Raw genomic sequence first — 17,814 nt, 5'->3', positions numbered from 1 at the left:
CCTTACTTAGGCTGCCGGTCTTCGATGAAAAGACAGCGCGTCCGCAATTCCGCTGAAGCTTCGGTCAAAGAACCTGAAGTCGCGTGTCTGTTCCCAGATAAGGCAGTAGGCGCTGCATGTCGCGTGGACGGATCGCGACGCAGCCTTCAGTGGGTGTGTAGCCCGTCCGGGCGATGTGAAAGAAGATCGCCGAACCGCAGCCGCGTTTGCGCATGCGGATGTTCCAGTCCATGACGATGACAAGGTCATAGAGTTCGTCCGCTCGCAACAGCTGTTCGTGACTTGCGGAAAAAGGTGCACGGACGGGGCGATTGTAGGCCGGATGGCGGGACGCGTCGCACCAGAGCATATCGGCCCGCATTTCCGACACCGGCAGTGTTGTTCTGGCAGTACCCGTCCCGCGTCCTTTCCGGTAGCCATAGAGCAAGCGCATGCTGCCGATGGGGGTTGCGCCGTCGCCTTCGCGCTTGCGGCTCGTGGTGCCGCTGCGGCCCAATGCTGTACGAATGCGCAATGGGCCTGCCTGCAATATTCCCTGGCTGCGATTGCCGGGCGCGGTCCGCACCAGCAGCTGCTTCAGTCTGGATCCGGGTTTCTTCTTTGTCTGCCGCGTTTGGCTCACGACTTTTTGCCTTGTTCGTGAAGAATGTTGTATTCATAGCACTTCAAACGACCGGGCGAAGACTTACATGTCGCACGTCCGGGCAACAAGACCTCGGGCGACAGGTCAGCTGGAAGGATGATGGATGACGACGCGGACCATTCTGCTCGTGGATGACGACGACGACCTGAGGCAGATCCTCGTCGAGCAGCTTTCGCTCTACGACGAGTTTTCGCTGATCCAGGAAAGCACGGCGACCACGGCCATGCAGGCCGTGAAGACAGGCCAGATCGATCTTCTGATCATGGATGTCGGCCTGCCAGATATGGATGGTCGCGAGGCCGTGAAACTCTTGCGCAAAGGCGGCTTCAAGGCGCCGGTGATCATGCTGACCGGTCATGATACCGATTCCGATACGATTCTCGGCCTTGAGGCGGGTGCGAATGACTATGTCACCAAGCCGTTCCGTTTCGCCGTGTTGCTTGCACGTATTCGCGCCCAGCTGCGCCAGTTCGAACAGAGCGAAGACGCCACGTTCGGCGTCGGCCCCTACACCTTCAAGCCCAGCCAGAAGCTTCTGACCACCGAAGAGGGCAAAAAGATCCGGCTGACGGAGAAGGAGTCGGCGATTATCCGTTATCTCTATCGGGCAGGCCAGAAGGTGGTCACGCGCGATGTGCTGCTCGAAGAGGTCTGGGGTTACAATTCCGGCGTGACGACGCATACGCTCGAAACCCATGTCTACCGCCTGCGCCAGAAGATCGAACGCGATCCTTCGAATGCGGAAATCCTGGTGACGGAAAACGGCGGCTACAAGATCGTTCCCTGAGCCGTTCCGGCAGGCTTTCGACTGAGACGGGGATGAGATGCGACCGAGGGTCGTTTCTCTCCCCGTTTTGCGTTAGGACTGTCGCTCAAGGGCAGCCGGCATGCGCATGACGCCAGCCGCGACGAGCGCAAAAGAGGGTCCATCATGGCATTGAGCGAGGATATCGAGCTGCTTTCGGCGCTGCCGCTCTTTTCGTCGCTGGAAAAGGACCAGGTCAAGCTCATCGCCTTTGGCGCGGAACATCGCGTGGTGGGGCCAGGTGAAGCGCTGTTTCGCGAGAAAGCGCCGGCTGACTGCGCCTATGTCGTCGCCCGCGGCAGGCTGGACCTTTACGTGATGGGCCGTGGGAACCAGCCCTACAAGCAGGCCTCTGCGGGTCCTGGCGTCATGCTGTCGGAACTGGCGCTTGTGACAATGGTCGAGCGCAAGTACACGGCCATCGCTGCCACGGAAACCGATGTGCTGCGCCTGACCCGCGCCATCTTTCATCGCCTGCTTGAGGAATATCCGCCCATGGCCCGTCTGGTTCAGGACCGGATCAAGCAGACACTGGGCGAACTCATCGAGGGTGCTGCAGCGCTCGGCTCGCGATTTGATTGATCGTTGGCTATATATCGCCTGCTATCAATCCTTGAAGTGGGCCGTGACGGGCACGTGGTCCGAGGGTTGCTGCCAGCCCCGGGCTTCCTTCAGCACATCGACGCGCGACAAGAGCGGTGCCAGATCGCGTGATGACCAGATATGGTCGAGGCGACGGCCGCGATCGGCGGCTTCCCAATCCTTGGCTCTGTAGCTCCACCAAGTGTAGAGCTTTTCCGAGGCCGGCACATGCTGGCGCATCAGGTCGACCCAATTGCCTTGGCGCATCACTTCGGTCAGGCCTTCGGTTTCGACAGGTGTATGGCTGATGATCTTCAGCATCTGCTTGTGCGACCAGACGTCGTGCTCCAGCGGTGCAATGTTGAGGTCGCCAACAAGGATCGCGCCTGTGCCGGGCTCTGCATCGGCCGAAAGCGCCTTCATCTCCTCGACGAAATCCAGCTTGTGGCCGAACTTCGGATTGATCTCGCGATTGGGCTCGTCGCCGCCGGCCGGAACGTAGAAATTGTGCAGGCGTATGCGCCGCCCGTTCCAGGAAAAGACTGCCGATATGTGGCGGCTGTCGCCAACCCCGCAATAGTCCTGGCGGTGATCTTCGGCGAGCGGCAGCTTCGAGCAGATCGCCACGCCGTGATAGCCCTTCTGGCCATGGATGACGATGTTGGAATAGCCGAGGGCCTGGATGTCCTCCATCGGAAACTGGTCATTCTGGCACTTGATTTCCTGCAGGCACAGGATGTCCGGGTTCACGCGCGCCAGGAGGTCTTTCACGATCGGCAGGCGAAGCCGGACCGAGTTGATATTCCAGGTGGTGATGGAAAGCGTCATGTGAAAATCCCCGATGCCTCGGCGGTTCTAGGGGATTTGATGGGCCCTGAACAGGAAAAGGCGGCAGACCCCGAGGTCATGCCGCCTTTCTCCACAGATCAGGGCTGGCCGCTGATCAATCAGCCGCCGCGCTTCTGTCCGTGCACTTCGGCATAGGGGATCTCGAAGACGCTCGGATCGAATTGAACGCCGCTCTGGACGTTGAAGATCATGACCGATGTATCCTTCTTCTGGACATCGGTGATTGTCCACTGGCGCAGTTCGAAGCTCTTCGGGTCGAACATCAGTGTGATGGTGGAGTCGCCGAAGATCGTGCGGTCGCCGAGGACAATGGTTGTCAGATCCGCTTCCTGCTTTACATCGCGCACCAGCTTGTTGCCCAGATCGATGCGGTCGGCCAGCAGCAGGCTGAGCGGTGTCTTGCTGAGCGGATAGATGTCCCAGGTCTTCAGCTTGGAATTGCCGATGACGACGTTCTTGCCGTCTGAAATCACCCGCATCGGCGATGGCTTTTCATAGTTGAAGCGCAACTTGCCCGGTCGCTCGATGAAGAACTTGCCGCCCGTCTGTTCGCCGCGTGGGCCGAATTGAACGAACTCGCCCGTCATCGTTTTCACGCCGGAGAAATGGTCGGCGATTTGCTGAGCGGCCTCTGTGGTCGCCGCGAAAGCCGGCAGCGGCAGGGCAGCGCAGGCCATGAAGGCGGCGGTACCCAGCACGAACTGGCGGCGGCTGGCCAGCACCGGCGTCCGGGCATCAGTCTTGTGTGTCATGTGGTACTCCTTGAATTGCTGAGGGTTTCCCCCAAAAACGCGGCGGCTTCATGGCCATATTGCCGTCATTGCTGCGGCAACTCGTCCGGGGCCCGCCTTGTTCCATCGGGGAAAAATCGCGCCCTCACATGTCGTTTTCCGTGGGCACGAGGATTTCGCGTTTGCCGGCGTGGTTGGCGGGGCCGATGATCCCTTCCTTTTCCATGCGCTCGATCAGCGAGGCGGCGCGGTTATAGCCGATGCCGAGGCGGCGCTGAACATAGGACGTTGAGGCCTTTCCATCGCGCAGAACGATCGCCACTGCCTGATCGTACGGATCGTCGGACTCGCCCAGATTGGAGGTTCCGGCCGGACCGCCACCCTCTTCACCGTCCTCGTCGTCAATGGTGATCGCTTCGAGATATTGCGGCGACCCTTGCGTCTTCAGGTATGCCACGATCTCTTCGACTTCCTGGTCGGAGACGAAGGGGCCGTGGACGCGCTGGATGCGCCCGCCGCCCGCCATATAGAGCATGTCGCCCATGCCAAGCAGCTGTTCTGCTCCCTGCTCGCCCAGGATCGTGCGGCTGTCGATCTTGGAAGTGACCTGGAAGGAAATGCGTGTCGGGAAGTTGGCCTTGATTGTGCCGGTGATGACGTCCACCGAGGGGCGCTGGGTTGCCATGATCACATGAATGCCGGCCGCACGCGCCATCTGCGCGAGGCGTTGGACGGCCCCTTCGATATCCTTGCCGGCCACCATCATCAGGTCTGCCATTTCGTCGATGATCACGACGATGTAGGGGAGGGGCTGCAGGTCGAATTCTTCCGTCTCGTAGACCGCCTCGCCGGATTGCCGATCGAAGCCGGTCTGCACGGTGCGCGTCAGAACCTCACCCTTTTCCAGGGCCTGGGCGACGCGCGTGTTGAAACCGTCGATATTGCGCACGCCGATCTTCGACATCTTCTTGTAGCGCTCTTCCATCTCGCGCACGGTCCATTTCAGCGCGACGACGGCTTTCTTGGGGTCCGTGACAACAGGCGAGAGCAGATGCGGGATGCCGTCATAGACAGACAGTTCCAGCATCTTCGGGTCGATCATGATCAGGCGGCACTGCTCCGGCGTCATCTTGTAGAGGAGCGACAGGATCATGGTGTTGATCGCCACTGACTTACCCGAGCCGGTGGTGCCGGCGACGAGAAGATGGGGCATTTTGGCCAGGTCGGCCGTCACCGGTTCGCCGCCGATCGTTTTGCCCAGCGCCATGGCGAGCTTCGCCTTGTTGCTGTCGAAATCCTTGGAGCCGATCAATTCACGCAGATAGACCGTCTCGCGCTTCTGGTTGGGAAGTTCGATGCCGATTGCATTGCGGCCGGGAACGACAGCGACGCGGGCGGCAATTGCGCTCATCGAGCGGGCAATGTCATCGGCGAGGCCGATAACGCGGGACGACTTGATGCCCGGTGCCGGTTCCAGTTCGTAGAGGGTGACGACAGGCCCGGGGCGGACGTGGATGATCTCACCCTTGACACCGAAATCGTCGAGCACGCCTTCCAGCAGGCGGGCATTGTGCTCAAGGGCTTCCGCCGAAAGGGTTGCATCGCGGGTGACGGCGCGGGGTTCGGCCAGAAGCTGGATCGAGGGCAGTTGGAAACCGTCCGTCCCGACGCGCGCGCTGCCAATGTCAGCGCGGGGGCCGGGTTTCGCACGCGATGCCGAAGGTGCCACCCGGCCAGAAGCGCCAAGTTTGCGGGATGGGGCTGCGCGGCCGTCGTCATCCGAAAGAATGCCCGCCGGCCTTGGCATGTCGTCAAGATCGAAGTCGTCGTCGAAATTGGATCCCTGCAGGGAGGGAGCCGCCACGATCGAGCGCCCAGGGGCCGGGCCGTCCAGGGAGGGCTCGACGCGGGCGCTGAATGGCACGGACTTGGCGCGGGTTGGCTCGTTCAGGAGGCTGAATTCATCATCGTTGAAGTCATAGGGCTGTTCGAAGTCGCGATGGTTGCGATCCTTCGGCTTCAGGCCAAAGAGACGGCGGATGCGGGCGCGGGTCGTATACCAGTTGTGGGTGGCGGCGCCGATGGCAAGGGCAATCGCACCCTCGCTTTCTTCATCGTCGCTCTCGTCATCTGCGGCGCGCGCGACAGTCTTTGTCTGTGTTGCCGTCGCGGCGGGCTTCTGCTCAATGCGCTCGGCGGGCTCGGCTGGAGCCTTTCCGATGATGCTGGCGGCAAAGAGAAGTAGCCAGATCGCAGGCACCGCCAGTATGCCGCCCAGAACCATGGCAAAAGTGGATGTTGGGTAGGCGCCGATGAAAAGGGCCGGGAAACGCAGGATCAGGTCGCCGAGCACGCCGCCGGTTCCGCTGGACAGCGGCCATGTTGCGGGTGGCGGGAAGCAGCCGATCATGGCCGCGCTGACCAGCGCACCGACAAGCCATGCCGAGAGCCTGGCTGGGACGCGCGAGAAACGCCGTGCGCCGATCAGAGCAAAGGACCATGCCAGCACGGGCAGGAGCGCGAGCAGGCTGCCAAGGCCGAAGAACTGCATCATCAGGTCGGCAAAGACGGCTCCGCTCAGCCCCATGATGTTGGTCGGTGCATTTTCTGTTGCATAGGACAGGCTGGGGTCGGACACGTTCCATGTCGCAAGGGCAGCGACGGCGGCCACGAGCAACAGAAACAGACCGAAGCCGGTCAAGGCGAGGAATTGCCGCCAGACGAATGTCGTCAGCACGAAACGGGTCGGTTGATCCTCGATGGCGGCGTTGCCTCGTGTCATTGTCTCTGCCTTGCTTTCCGGTGGTCCTGGCGAGGATGTCAGGGGCCGAATCTGGCCATGATGTGGCGCAGACCCTACATGAGGCATGGTTAATGGCCGTTTAACCATGCGCTGTGGCCTCCGGGTGACGAAGGTGCGCCAAACAAAGCAAAGCGCCCGGACCTTTCGATCCGGGCGTTGTTGCGTATTTGAACGGCAGATCTTGCCGGTGATCAGTTGTGGTAGGCGGCTTCGCCGTGCGAGGCGAGATCGAGACCTTCGCGCTCGGCTTCGATCGGCGCACGCAGACCGATGACCACGTCGACGATTTTGTAGAGGATCGCCGAGATGATGCCGCACCACAGGATGGTAACGACGACAGCCTTCAGCTGGTTGAAGACCTGGGCTGCCGTGCCGGCATAGGTCGCTGCGAAGTCGGCCGTCGAGTAATCGACGATGCCGGCGCCGCCGAGGGCCGGGTTGACGAAGACGCCGGTCAGCAGCGCGCCGACGATGCCACCCACGCCGTGGATGCCGAAGACGTCAGCCGTGTCGTCGTAGCCGAACTTGTTCTTCACGGTCGAGCAGAAGAAGTAGCAGACCGGGGAGACAATGAGGCCCATGACGATCGCGCCCATCGGGCCGGCGAAGCCTGCAGCCGGGGTAACGACGACGAGGCCGGCAACAGCGCCCGATACGGCGCCGAGCATGGAGGCCTTGCCGCGGGCGAAGGTTTCAACCAGCGACCAGGACAGAAGTGCTGCGGCGGTTGCTAGGAAGGTGTTGATCATGGCGAGTGCGGCATAACCATTGGCTTCGAGGTTCGAGCCGGCGTTGAAGCCGAACCAGCCTACCCACAGAAGGCCTGCGCCGATCAGCGTCATGGTCATCGAGTGCGGAGCCATCATGTCCTTGCCGTAGCCGGTACGCTTGCCGACCATGATTGCACCAATGAGACCTGCAATGCCGGCATTGATGTGGACGACGGTGCCGCCTGCGAAGTCGATGGCGCCAAAGCCGAAGATCAGGCCCGACGGATCGGCATAGGCGCTCGGGCCGCCCCAGAACCAGACCATATGGGCGATCGGGAAGTAGACGAAGGTGAGCCACAGAGCCGAGAAGAGGATGACGGCCGAGAACTTAACGCGTTCTGCGAAGGCGCCGATGATAAGGCCGGGGGTGATGGCGGCAAAGGTCATCTGGAAGCAGACGAAGACCAGTTCCGGAATAGCAACGCCCTTGGAGAAGCTCTCGGCCATGGTCGTGACATCCACGCCGGCCAGGAACATCTTGGAGAAGCCGCCGACATAGGAGTTCAGGCCGCCGCCATTGGTGAAGGCAAGCGAGTAGCCGTAGACGACCCAGAGGATCATGGCGAGTGCAGCGATGGTGGTAACCTGCATGAGCACGGACAGCATGTTCTTGGCGCGGACAAGGCCGCCGTAGAACAGGCCGAGGCCCGGCACGGTCATCAAGAGGACCAGCAGGGCCGAAACGAGCATCCAGGTGGTATCACCCTTGTCGACTGTCATGGCTGGTGCTGCTGCGGCGGCTGCATCCGCAACGGCTGGTGCAGCTTCCTGGGCGAATGCGACGACCGGCGCCAGCACGGCTGCCGATGCGGCGCCCAAGCGCACGAGATTGGTGTTAAACTTGGCAAGTGACATCAGTAACAACTCCCCTAACAGCCGTTCTTACAGAGCTTCGGTATTGGTTTCGCCGGTGCGGATACGCACGGCCTGATCGATCGCATAGACAAAGATCTTGCCGTCGCCGATCTGGCCGGTCTTCGCGGCAGCTGCGATGGCTTCGACGGCCTTGTCGGCCAGTTCGGACGATACAGCGATCTCGATTTTCAGCTTCGGCAGAAAGCTCACCGCATATTCGGTGCCACGGTAGATTTCGGTATGTCCCTTCTGGCGGCCATAGCCCTTGACCTCGGTTACGGTCAGACCCTGGATCCCCACAGCCGTCAGGGCCTCGCGTACCTCGTCCAGCTTGAACGGCTTAATGATAGCCATCACAATTTTCATCTGGTTTCCCATCCTTTGCTTGTCCTCGGCTTAAGGCCGACTCTCCTTGACGCCAGCGGGAAGTTTCGCTCAGCGACCGAAGTTAGACATTCAAAAGGCGTGCCAGATTCGACGCGCTACATAAGTTATTGAATTATAAAGATTATGTCTGGAGTATCCATAAAACGGGCAAATGAATGCCCATTAAGCGCACAAATAGTGCGCATTTTCGCCGCAATGATGTTTTTTTAATCATTTGCCCGTTTGCGGATCAGGCCTTCCTGCGCAACGGAAGCAATGAGGCTGCCATCGCGCGAAAAAATGCTGCCGCGGGTCATCCCGCGGGCACCTGCGGCACTGGGGCTGTCCTGCGTGTAGAGGAGCCAGTCATCCAGGCGGCAGGGGCGATGGAACCACATGGCGTGGTCCAGGCTTGCCACTTGCAGCGCGGGGTCGAATATGGATGTGCCATGAGCATAAAGCGATGTGTCGAGCAGCGTCATGTCGGAAAGATAGGCCAAGATCGCTGACTGATAGTGCCGTTCGTCAGGCACCAGCCCTGCGGCTTTAACCCATATATGGGCCACCGGGTCGAGCTTCTCATCCGAGAGATAGTGCGTGAGCGACACGGGCCGAATCTCGATTGGTCGCTCACGGCCCCAGTATTTCTTCACCGTCTCCGGTGCCTTGGCCAGAAAGACCTCGCGGAACTCCTTCTCGCCCATCAGCGTCTCAGGGTCTGGTACCTTCGGCAGGCCGATCTGATGGTCGAAGCCCGGTTCCTCAACCTGGAAGGAGGCCGACATGGAAAAGATCGCCTTGCCGTGCTGGATGGCGACGACGCGCCGCGTGGTGAAGGATGCACCATCACGGATGCGTTCAACCTGGTAGACGATCGGGATGGACGGATCGCCGGGCCGCATAAAATAGGCATGCAGGGAATGAACGATGCGGTCAGCCTCGACACAACGCTGCGCCGCCATCAGCGCCTGGGCAATTACGAGGCCACCGAACACGCGCTGCCAGCCATTTTGCGGGCTGCTGCCACGAAACAGGTTTTCCTCCAGCTTTTCCAGATCGAGCCGATCGATCAGGTCCTGCATGGCCTTGGTCTGTCCGTGTGGCTGCGACATAATGCATGGCTCCGCGTGTAGGCACTGGTGGAAGCCTGATCTATATAGGGTGAGGAATGTCTACAAGTGCAAAGGAACCCTCCATGCTGGATGTGCTGGTTGTCGGCGGTGGTTATGTCGGTCTCTCTGTCGCGGTTGCGATCAAGCAGGCGGCGCCCCATCTCACCATCGAGGTGATCGAGGCTGCGCCGGAAGAGGCGTGGAAAAAGGATCCGCGTGCGTCGGCAATTATTTCCGCTGCCACGAAGATGCTCGATGTCTTTGGCCTGTGGGGCCGGATCGAGCCGGACGCTCAGCCGATCAACCGGATGATCGTCACTGATTCGAAAGCGTCGGATCCGGTGCGTCCGGTCTTCCTCACCTTCGACGGGTCGGTCGAGGATGGACGCCCCTTCGCCCATATGATCCCCAATGTCAGCATGGTGGCCGCCTTGCGCGACGCCTGCGCCGAGCGCGGCATTTCAATCCGCCACGGTCTGCGCGCGACCGGGTTCCGCGACATCGGCCCCTCTGCCGAGCTGACGCTTTCGGATGGCAGCATTGTCTCGAGCCGCCTCGTGGTCGCCTGTGATGGCGTGCGCTCGAAACTGCGTGATCTCGCGGGGATCAAGACCGTTACCTGGCAATATGGTCAGTCAGGTATCGTCACCACCGTCGAGCACGAACGCCCGCATGATGGGGTCGCGGAAGAGCATTTCCTTCCAGCCGGCCCGTTCGCCATCTTGCCGCTCAAGGGCAATCGCTCCTCGCTTGTCTGGACGGAGCGCACGGCGGATGCCGATCGTCTCGTCGCATCCGACGACCTCCTTTTCGAGGCAGAGCTGGAGCGGCGTTTCGGCCATAAGCTTGGCCAGATCCGGGCGACTGCGGATCGCCGCGCCTTTCCGCTTGGTCTGACCCTGGCCCGTGCCTTCATCGCGCCGCGTCTGGCGCTGGCGGGCGATGCGGCGCATGGCATTCATCCGATTTCCGGCCAAGGGCTCAATCTTGGTTTCAAGGATGTTGCGGCGCTTGCGGAAACCGTCGTCGATGCCGACAGGCTCGGCCTCGACATTGGCTCGGTCAATGTGCTCGAGCGTTACCAGACATGGCGTCGGTTCGACACGTTCCGGATGGGTGTCACCACCGACGTGCTCAATCGCTTGTTTTCCAACGACATTACCCCGATCCGGGTCCTGCGCGACTTCGGGCTCGGCGTCGTTGATCGCATTCCAGCGCTCAAGGGCTACTTCATTCGGGAGGCGGCCGGAACGTCTGCCGGGAATGCACCGCGGCTTCTGGCCGGGCAGTCGATCTGAGACTGCCAGGAAGCGGGTGAGTCGGGCCCACCCGTCTCAAATGGGCATTTCGAGCTTGCGCGCCTCCGAAACCAGCATGATCGGAATGCCGTCACGGATCGGATAAGCCAGTCGCGCCTTTTCTGAAACGAGTTCGTTCTTCTCGCGATCAAGCTTCAGGCTACCGCGGGTGAGCGGACATACCAGCAGTTCGAGCATCTTGATGTCGACCATGCTTGCCGGGTTGTCAGCCATGACGTCGCCTATTGGAGCATCGTGTCGGCATCGCCGAAGGTACGGGCAAGGATGATCTCGGTGATGGCAATCAGTGTTTCTGCGCGGGTCTTCAGGTCTGGCGCCTCCAGCAAGGCCTGCTTTTCCGCAGGACCAAAAGGCGACATCATCGAGAGCGAATTGACCAGGGTGATGTTGGAGGCCCGCTCCACGCTCTCCCAATCGGCTTCCAGCTTGTTCGCCTCCAGATAGGCGCGAAACGCCGCAAGAAGACCGGCCCGGTCCACCTGTGTCTCTTCGTCGCTGCTTGTCAGATCGGAGATGAACGGGGCAATTGAGAAACTGCGGTAGGGTTTGCCGCTGTTCACCTCGTTGAGCAGGCGAAAGCGGCAGACGCCAGCCAGCGAAACGATATAGCGACCGTCACCTGTCTCGCTAAAGGATGTGATGCGCCCGATACAGCCGACAGGGGAGAGCGATGTGCGCTCGGGCAGGATGTCCGACTGTACTTCGGTCATTCCCGGCTGGATCATGCCGATCAGCCGATTTCCGGCCAGTGCGTCGTCGAGCATGGCAAGGTAGCGTGGCTCAAACACGTTGAGCGGCAGCTGGCCGCCCGGCAGGAGCAATACGCCGGAGATCGGGAAGACCGGCAGCTTGTCCGGCAGGTCTTCCCCAGTCAGGTATCTGGCATTTCCAACTTGCATCGATGTTCATCCCGTTCGCAGGCGCAGAAGCCTGCCCACTTCCCACTTATGTGGATCGCGCCGGATAAAACTCAAGTCCGGCAGCCCCTCATGAAAAGAGGATCGAAGACAGCTTCCGACGTGCCATGATCGTTGCCGGCTCCTTGGGTCCCCAGACCTCGAAGAACTGCAAAAGCTGCTTTCGCGCGCCGTCGTCCTCGAATGTCCTGTCGCGTTTCATGATCAGCAGCAAATGCTCGGCGGCTTCGTCACGGCGACCCTCGACATTGCGAATCTTTGCAAGGTTCATTCGAGCGACATGGTCATCGGGGTTCAGCGAGAGCGTGTGTTCGAGCGCCACCGGGTCACCAAGCTTGCGCGCTTCCTCAATCTGGTCGAGCCGCTTGTTCTGTGCCTGGATCTCGGGGGCTGCTGCCACTTCTGCCGGCAGGTTGCTCAGCAATTCGCGGGCGCGCTGATGCTGGTTGGCGACAATCATGCATTCCGCCATGCCGGCAAGCGCCTTGCCATTGTCAGGGTCGGCCTGGATGACTGCGGCGAAGAGCTGCGCTGCATGATCGATGTCGCCATTGCCGAGCAGGATTGCGGCCTCTTCCAGGACGGCTGCGATCTCTGCGGCCTGGTCGGCACCTGCGGGGCCTGCGATCTTGTCGATGAAGGCCTTGACCTGGCTCTCCGGCAACGCGCCCATGAAGCCATCGGCCGGACGTCCATCCACGAAGGCGACAACAGCCGGGATCGACTGGATGCCAAGCTGCCCTGGGATCGCCGGGTGATCGTCGATGTTCATCTTCACGAGCTTGACGCGTCCGCCTGCTTCGGCAACGGCCTTTTCGATGATCGGGGTCAATTGCCGGCAGGGGCCGCACCAAGGAGCCCAGAAATCGACGAGAACGGGCTGTTTACGCGATTCCTCCATCACGTCTTTGGCGAAGTTCGCTGTCGTCGTGTCCTTGATCAGCTCGGCCGCCGTCGGCGCCGGCGATTGCGGTTGCGCCGGCGCGCCGCCCAGCTGGGCGCTGGCCGTCATCGTCTGGTTTCCATATCCGCCGTATGGGTTTCCGTAATCGCTCATCTCGCGCGTCTCCCGCCTTGTTTGCCAGCACCCGCTTCAGGCCGGCAGATCCTCTTAAAATCGTATGTCAGCCCGTTACTTTCAAGACAAGCGGCGTGTGGCCAGTTGCTTCCATGAAGCGAAGCAGATCGTCGCGTCCGATCGAGGTGGTGGCGTCGTTGGAAAGCGGGTGGCCGTTGATCACTTCGTGTTGCATCAGGTCGGCGTCAAGCACGAAGGTGACGTTGTTTCCGCTGTCGTTGATTGCGCCGAAGGCCGTCACGGATCCCGGTACAACGCCGAGATATTCCAGAAGCTTTTCTGGCTTGCCGAAGGATACCTTGCTCGCGGCACCAATGATCGTGTGGACTGTCTTTAGGTCCACGGCTGCATTCTCCTCCACCGTCAGAAGGAAGTAGTTGTCCTTCTTGTCCTTGACGAAGAGGTTCTTTGTATGGCCGCCAGGGATCTCGTCGCGCAGCGATACGGATTCCGCCACCGTGAACACCGGCGGGTGGTATTTCGTCTTGTGCGCGATGCCGAGCCCGTCGAGGAAGCGAAAAAGGTCTTCAGCGGTCTTTGGTGCTGCGGTAGCGATTTCGGTGGTCATGGAGAATCCTCTTTTCGGGCTCGATTTGACTGGTCTAGCCGGAACTGATGCCAGAAATAGGCTGGACGCCGACATCTGGCAATCTCGTTTACGGCAAAAAAGCCCGTATTTTCCGTGGTTTGCGCCGGCTCGGCGATCATTTTCAAAATTTTTCGCCTCGAACTGTAATTTCCCTGTTGCATTTGAAAATCGGTTGGGCCATATACCGCCCGTCGCCGCAAGACGGACGGCCCACGATCCAGACACTACCCCAGGATCGCGGTTGTGAGCGGGTGTAGCTCAGGGGTAGAGCACAACCTTGCCAAGGTTGGGGTCGAGCGTTCGAATCGCTTCACCCGCTCCATTTTCTTCTTCCAAAGACTGATAGGCATGAAACCGGCACCGCCGGGAAGCCGCCATTATCGGCCCCTTACGGGGTTTGACCGAGGCCGGCTGCAGGCAACACCCGCAACCGGCAATATCGATCCTCAGCTCTTCGAGAATATATAGTCTGTTTCCTGGCGCAGGATCTCGCCTGGCCGCAGCACGGCGTTCGGGAAGTTCGGCTTGTTGATCGCGTCCGGCCAGATCTGCGTCTCCATGCAGAAGCCGGCAAAGGCGCCGTAACGGCGGCCTTCCAATCCCGGCACGGCAGGCGAGACCTTGCCGCCGGCATAAAATTGCACGCCCGGTTCGGTCGTGGCGATTTCCATGGTCAAGCCGGAATTGACGCTGCGGGCAAGGGCCACGCTGCGTTTGTCCATCCGGGTGCTCGAAAAGCAGAAATTGTGATCGTAGCCGAATTGCTGTCCGTCCACGTCAAGGCGAATCGGCCGCATCTCGCGAAAATCGAAGGCCGTGTTCTCGACGGACTTGATCTCGCCGGTCGGGATCAGGCGCTCGTCGACGGGGGTGTAGTGATCGGCGGCAATCATCAGGTCGTGGCCGAGGATATCGAGCCTGCCGTCAAGATTGAAATAGGCATGGTGGCAGACATTGGCGATGGTCGGCTTGTCGGTCACGGTCTCATAGATCACCGAGAAGATGCCGCCCGGCTTCAGGGCGAAGGTCGCGCGCGTGCGGGTGGTGCCGGGATAGCCGGCGCGGCCATCGGGATCCTCGATCTCCATGGTCACGCTATCAGCTGTGGTTTCGAGGATCGTCCAGTTCCGCCGGCCCATGCCGTCGGAGCCGCCATGCAGGTGCGTGACGCCTTTTTCATTGAGTTCCAGCTGGTAGTCTGTGCCTTCAAGCGAGAAGCGACCATTGCCGATGCGGTTGGCGCAGCGGCCGGGTGTCGCGCCGAAATAGGGCGAATGGTCGAGATAGCCGGCGAGGTCCTCGAAACCGAGCACCAGCGGTGCGTCATGACCCTCAAGGCGAAGATCCTGCAAAACGGCGCCGAAGGTGAGGATCGATGCCGTCAACCCACCGCCCGAGAGCACCACCTGCTCGACAGCCTCGCCCGTCGGCATCACGCCGAATACCTGCCTTGTCATGTCTTCCTCGCTTTGTCTTTCATCTCCGGCACGCGTGCCGATTTCCTCGCTGCCGTCTCGGTCCACCCGCAGACGAGCGCATTGCCCGCATCGCGACCTCAACGCTTCCGGTTGCGGTCGCTGACCACCGTCAACCTTGAAGGTCCTTGCCGATCTCGGCAAGGTCATAAGGCGTCATCTGGTAGATCTCGTTGATCCAGTTGCCGAACAGCAAATGGGCATGGCCGCGCCAGCGATTGAGCGGCGTCAGCGTGTCGTCATTGTGCGGGAAATAATTGTGCGGCAGCTTGATCGGGATGCCGGCCACCTTGTCGCGAAAGTACTCGTCCCCCAGCGATGTCGAATCATATTCGATGTGGTTGAACATATAGAGGCGGTTTGCCCGCTTCTCCTGGACGAGGCAGACACCCATTTCGTCTGATTCCAGCAGAATGTTGAGGTCCTTGACCTGTTCGATGTCCTTGCGGCGAACCTCGGTCCAGCGCGACACCGGCACCTGAAAGTCGTCGGAAAAGCCGTTCAGATAGACCGACGAGGGCGCCAGGTTGCGGTGACGATAGACGCCGAACGCCTTTTCCTTCAGCGCATGCTTCGGCACTTTGTGGAAATGGTGGATCGCCGCCATGGCACCCCAGCAGACATTCATCGTTGAATGCACATTGGTCTCGGTCCAGTCGAGGATCTCCGCGAGTTCCGGCCAGTAGGTGACCTCCTCGAAGGGCAGTGTTTCGACCGGGGCGCCCGTAATGATGAAACCGTCGAACTTGCGGTCCTTAACTTCGTCCCAGGTCTGGTAGAACGAGAAAAGATGCTCTTCGGGGGTATTCTTTGCCTTGTGGCCACCGACGCGCACCAGGGTCAGGTCGACCTGCAGGGGCGATGCCCCGATCAGGCGGGCAAACTGGACCTCCGTCTTGATCTTGTTCGGCATGAGGTTCAGCAGGCCGATCTGCAGCGGGCGGATGTCCTGGCGGACAGCCATGGTCTCGGTCATGACCCGCACGCCCTCATTCACGAGGGTTTCGAAGGCGGGCAGCGTGTCTGGAATCCTGATCGGCATGTTACTCTCGACTTTCCTTGTCACGGCGGACACAGCCGCGGAAACAAAAATACCGGCAGCGCAGATCGCTACCGGTCCTCGGAAAGTCTTGATAACTCCCTCGGCCCTTTAGCGACTTATTTTACGTGGCTGCAAGCCGGCCGGCCAAATCACCACGGAACCTTATTCTATTTACGCCTGTCGAGGCGGCGAATCAATGGGGAGCTATGCGGTCGAGCCGTCATGGCGAAGTTGCGCCTTCGCTCGATGCAGGTCGCATTGGCCCCTGCGTGATCTCGCCGCTCCCAGGTTAAAATGCGAGATAAAGCTTGTATTTCCAACCGGATCTGACAGGCTGTTTCTAACGTTCTTCTTCATGTGTCCGATTGTGAGCGCCCTATCCCTGCGAGGATGGATCCCCGGGTGCCGGACACAACCGACCTTCGCCTTCTACCAGACTTTGCCATCCGACAACCTGTGCCAGCGCTTTTGGTGCACCGACAGTCGGGCTCTTTATCAATCGACGGAAAAATCTGATCCGGCCGGCCCCGTGCCCGCCGGAAGTTTATCGTGACCGCGGCCGGACCCGGAGGAGACCCATGAGCAAGCATAAATACGCCATTGGCGACATGATCGTCCTGAAGGACGGTCCTGTCCGTCTCGCCCGTGCAGGTGGTGCCTGCAAAGTGCTCGCCACCCTGCCGGAAACAGGTGGAAGCCGACAATACCGCGTGCGTTTCGACGGGGAGACCTTCGATCGTTGCGTTGCCGAAATCGATATCGATCCGAGCCGCAGCAAGGCATCCGCCCGCGCCCCTGCCACATCCACATTGAAGAAGGAGCAGACATCATGGCTAAAGGCCAGCAGCGTTCGAACCGCGAAGTAAGAAAGCCGAAGCAGGACAAGGCAAAGCCGTCGGCTGCGCCAGTCTCCACCTTCAGCACGCAGATCAAGAGTGCAGAGGCGGCAACGCCGAAGAAGCGCTGATCACACCAGATGCTGGCGTGAGGAGCGCCGGTTGATGAGGCGGAGGCTGCCTTTCGCGGCCCCGCTCTTCTCGCGGCAGTCTCTTTCCATCCGTCGGATTTCCCCTTTTGCATGAAGATCTGCCAGCTTCGCGCACGGCAGTCGGTCTTCCATGATCGCATCGCAGGCTTCGCGACAGCCAGGGCCTGCATAGGAGGGCCGCTTCCCGATGCGGAAGCGCTTTCCCTTCCCCTCCAAGATGCGCTAAGGGCTTGCCATGACCACATCCTCCTTCACCATCCTTCTCGGTGGCACGCTCACCGTCACGGAGCGCCTCAAGGCGTTGACGGCCGGCAGTCGCGTGATTGCCGCCGACGGTGGTATGCGCCATGCCGAGGTGCTCGGGGTGACGCCGGAATTGTGGGTGGGGGATTTCGACAGCAGCGATGCATCGCTGATTGCCCATTATGCCAGGGTGGAGCGGCGCAGCTATCCCGCCGCCAAGGCGGCAACGGACGGCGAGATCGCCGTTGCCGAGGCGATTGCGCGCGGCGCGACACGGCTGATCTTCGTCGGGGCCCTCGGCGGCGACCGGTCGGACCATGCCCTCCAGCACTATCTCAATGCACTCGGCCTCGTCGAAGACGGTTTTGAGGTGGTGCTGACCTCGGGCGAGGAAGAAGCCTATCCCTTTGTCGAGGAAAGCGAGCTTGCGCTTGAACTGCCCAAGGGCGCGCTTTTCTCCGTGCTCGGTTTCACGGCGCTGACCGGCCTGACGATTCGCAATGCGCGCTACCCGCTCAGGAATTTTTCCCTCGCCTTCGGGTCCTCGCGCACGATATCCAACATCGCCGACGGATCTATCTCCGTCTCGCTCACTCGCGGTCGGGCCATCCTGCTCGCCCGTCCCTATGATTTATCCGGAGCCTGAA

19 protein-coding genes, 1 tRNA gene and 1 riboswitch are annotated in these 17,814 nt (G+C 60.6%); of the genes, 7 read left to right on the top strand and 13 right to left on the bottom strand.

All coding sequences use genetic code 11. The features are described 5' to 3' along the window. Positions 1 to 64: 64 nt before the first annotated feature. Positions 65 to 622: a L,D-transpeptidase gene (locus IP76_RS15615; RefSeq protein WP_245281478.1), complete on the bottom strand. Its 558-nt coding sequence runs from the start codon at positions 620 to 622 to the stop codon at positions 65 to 67. 124 nt (positions 623 to 746) lie between these two features. On the opposite strand from IP76_RS15615, the gene IP76_RS15610 reads away from it, so the two are divergent. Continuing rightward, positions 747 to 1,430 (top strand): response regulator transcription factor, encoded by a 684-nt coding sequence (locus IP76_RS15610; RefSeq protein ID WP_054159155.1) that lies wholly within the window; start codon positions 747 to 749, stop codon positions 1,428 to 1,430. A 144-nt stretch (positions 1,431 to 1,574) separates the two neighbouring features. Beyond that, positions 1,575 to 2,030 carry a cyclic nucleotide-binding domain-containing protein gene (locus IP76_RS15605; RefSeq protein ID WP_054159154.1) on the top strand — a complete coding sequence of 152 codons (456 nt, stop codon included), beginning with the start codon at positions 1,575 to 1,577 and terminating at the stop codon, positions 2,028 to 2,030. Positions 2,031 to 2,054: 24 nt separating this feature from the next. Here IP76_RS15605 and IP76_RS15600 read toward each other — a convergent pair whose 3' ends face one another. The 6 genes from IP76_RS15600 to tesB all read right to left on the bottom strand — a co-directional run bounded on the left by IP76_RS15600 (position 2,055) and on the right by tesB (position 9,516). Continuing rightward, positions 2,055 to 2,858, bottom strand: coding sequence for an exodeoxyribonuclease III (locus IP76_RS15600; RefSeq protein WP_054159153.1), 804 nt, complete (start codon positions 2,856 to 2,858; stop codon positions 2,055 to 2,057). Between the two features lie 119 nt (positions 2,859 to 2,977). Next, positions 2,978 to 3,631: an outer membrane lipoprotein carrier protein LolA gene (locus IP76_RS15595; RefSeq protein ID WP_082352562.1), complete on the bottom strand. Its 654-nt coding sequence runs from the start codon at positions 3,629 to 3,631 to the stop codon at positions 2,978 to 2,980. Positions 3,632 to 3,755: 124 nt separating this feature from the next. Next, positions 3,756 to 6,392 (bottom strand): DNA translocase FtsK, encoded by a 2,637-nt coding sequence (locus tag IP76_RS15590; RefSeq protein ID WP_054159152.1) that lies wholly within the window; start codon positions 6,390 to 6,392, stop codon positions 3,756 to 3,758. Between the two features lie 212 nt (positions 6,393 to 6,604). After that, entirely contained in the window at positions 6,605 to 8,038 is a 1,434-nt protein-coding gene (locus tag IP76_RS15585) for an ammonium transporter (protein ID WP_054159151.1), read from the bottom strand. 27 nt (positions 8,039 to 8,065) lie between these two features. Continuing rightward, positions 8,066 to 8,404 carry a P-II family nitrogen regulator gene (locus IP76_RS15580; protein ID WP_156318603.1) on the bottom strand — a complete coding sequence of 113 codons (339 nt, stop codon included), beginning with the start codon at positions 8,402 to 8,404 and terminating at the stop codon, positions 8,066 to 8,068. 227 nt (positions 8,405 to 8,631) lie between these two features. Beyond that, a complete protein-coding gene (gene tesB, locus IP76_RS15575) occupies positions 8,632 to 9,516 on the bottom strand; it encodes an acyl-CoA thioesterase II (RefSeq protein WP_054159149.1) in 885 nt (294 codons plus the stop codon). A gap of 56 nt (positions 9,517 to 9,572) precedes the next feature. Between tesB and IP76_RS15570 the strand changes: the two genes are divergently transcribed. After that, positions 9,573 to 10,814 carry a ubiquinone biosynthesis hydroxylase gene (locus IP76_RS15570; protein WP_082352561.1) on the top strand — a complete coding sequence of 414 codons (1,242 nt, stop codon included), beginning with the start codon at positions 9,573 to 9,575 and terminating at the stop codon, positions 10,812 to 10,814. 36 nt (positions 10,815 to 10,850) lie between these two features. Here IP76_RS15570 and IP76_RS15565 read toward each other — a convergent pair whose 3' ends face one another. The 4 genes from IP76_RS15565 to IP76_RS15550 form a co-directional block, all read right to left on the bottom strand. Next, positions 10,851 to 11,048: a Trm112 family protein gene (locus tag IP76_RS15565; RefSeq protein ID WP_054159147.1), complete on the bottom strand. Its 198-nt coding sequence runs from the start codon at positions 11,046 to 11,048 to the stop codon at positions 10,851 to 10,853. An 8-nt stretch (positions 11,049 to 11,056) separates the two neighbouring features. Beyond that, a complete protein-coding gene (locus IP76_RS15560; protein ID WP_054159146.1) occupies positions 11,057 to 11,734 on the bottom strand; it encodes an LON peptidase substrate-binding domain-containing protein in 678 nt (225 codons plus the stop codon). A gap of 88 nt (positions 11,735 to 11,822) precedes the next feature. Continuing rightward, a complete protein-coding gene (gene trxA / locus IP76_RS15555) occupies positions 11,823 to 12,809 on the bottom strand; it encodes a thioredoxin (protein ID WP_054159145.1) in 987 nt (328 codons plus the stop codon). Between the two features lie 67 nt (positions 12,810 to 12,876). Beyond that, positions 12,877 to 13,398 (bottom strand): prolyl-tRNA synthetase associated domain-containing protein, encoded by a 522-nt coding sequence (locus IP76_RS15550; RefSeq protein WP_082352560.1) that lies wholly within the window; start codon positions 13,396 to 13,398, stop codon positions 12,877 to 12,879. A 268-nt stretch (positions 13,399 to 13,666) separates the two neighbouring features. Here IP76_RS15550 and IP76_RS15545 point away from each other — a divergent pair. Beyond that, positions 13,667 to 13,741 (top strand) — tRNA-Gly (locus IP76_RS15545). A 124-nt stretch (positions 13,742 to 13,865) separates the two neighbouring features. On the opposite strand, the gene IP76_RS15540 is transcribed toward IP76_RS15545, so the two are convergent. Together IP76_RS15540 and metA are read right to left on the bottom strand one after the other, a co-directional pair. Beyond that, positions 13,866 to 14,876, bottom strand: coding sequence for an aldose epimerase family protein (locus IP76_RS15540; protein ID WP_054159269.1), 1,011 nt, complete (start codon positions 14,874 to 14,876; stop codon positions 13,866 to 13,868). Between the two features lie 130 nt (positions 14,877 to 15,006). Further along, the gene (metA, locus tag IP76_RS15535; RefSeq protein ID WP_054159144.1) at positions 15,007 to 15,936 is read right to left on the bottom strand and encodes a homoserine O-succinyltransferase; all 930 of its coding nucleotides are present in this window, start codon (positions 15,934 to 15,936) and stop codon (positions 15,007 to 15,009) included. 88 nt (positions 15,937 to 16,024) lie between these two features. After that, positions 16,025 to 16,102, bottom strand: a riboswitch (SAM riboswitch). Positions 16,103 to 16,514: 412 nt separating this feature from the next. Here metA and IP76_RS15530 point away from each other — a divergent pair. The 3 genes from IP76_RS15530 (at position 16,515) to IP76_RS15520 (ending at position 17,813) form a co-directional block, all read left to right on the top strand. Continuing rightward, positions 16,515 to 16,802 carry a hypothetical protein gene (locus IP76_RS15530; RefSeq protein ID WP_054159143.1) on the top strand — a complete coding sequence of 96 codons (288 nt, stop codon included), beginning with the start codon at positions 16,515 to 16,517 and terminating at the stop codon, positions 16,800 to 16,802. Continuing rightward, on the top strand, positions 16,766 to 16,903 hold the full coding sequence (locus tag IP76_RS23315) for a hypothetical protein (RefSeq protein ID WP_197278358.1): 138 nt from the start codon (positions 16,766 to 16,768) through the stop codon (positions 16,901 to 16,903). The genes IP76_RS15530 and IP76_RS23315 overlap by 37 nt, the downstream gene beginning before the upstream one ends. A 256-nt stretch (positions 16,904 to 17,159) precedes the next feature. Then, a complete protein-coding gene (locus IP76_RS15520; RefSeq protein ID WP_054159141.1) occupies positions 17,160 to 17,813 on the top strand; it encodes a thiamine diphosphokinase in 654 nt (217 codons plus the stop codon). The last annotated feature ends 1 nt before the right edge of the window (position 17,814 follow it).

Source organism: Rhizobium sp. AAP43 (assembly GCF_001296045.1).
Classification (GTDB): Bacteria; Pseudomonadota; Alphaproteobacteria; order Rhizobiales; family Rhizobiaceae; genus Allorhizobium.
The sequence above is the reverse complement of the archived record's forward strand: the minus strand, read 5'-3'. Positions and strand labels throughout refer to the sequence as shown.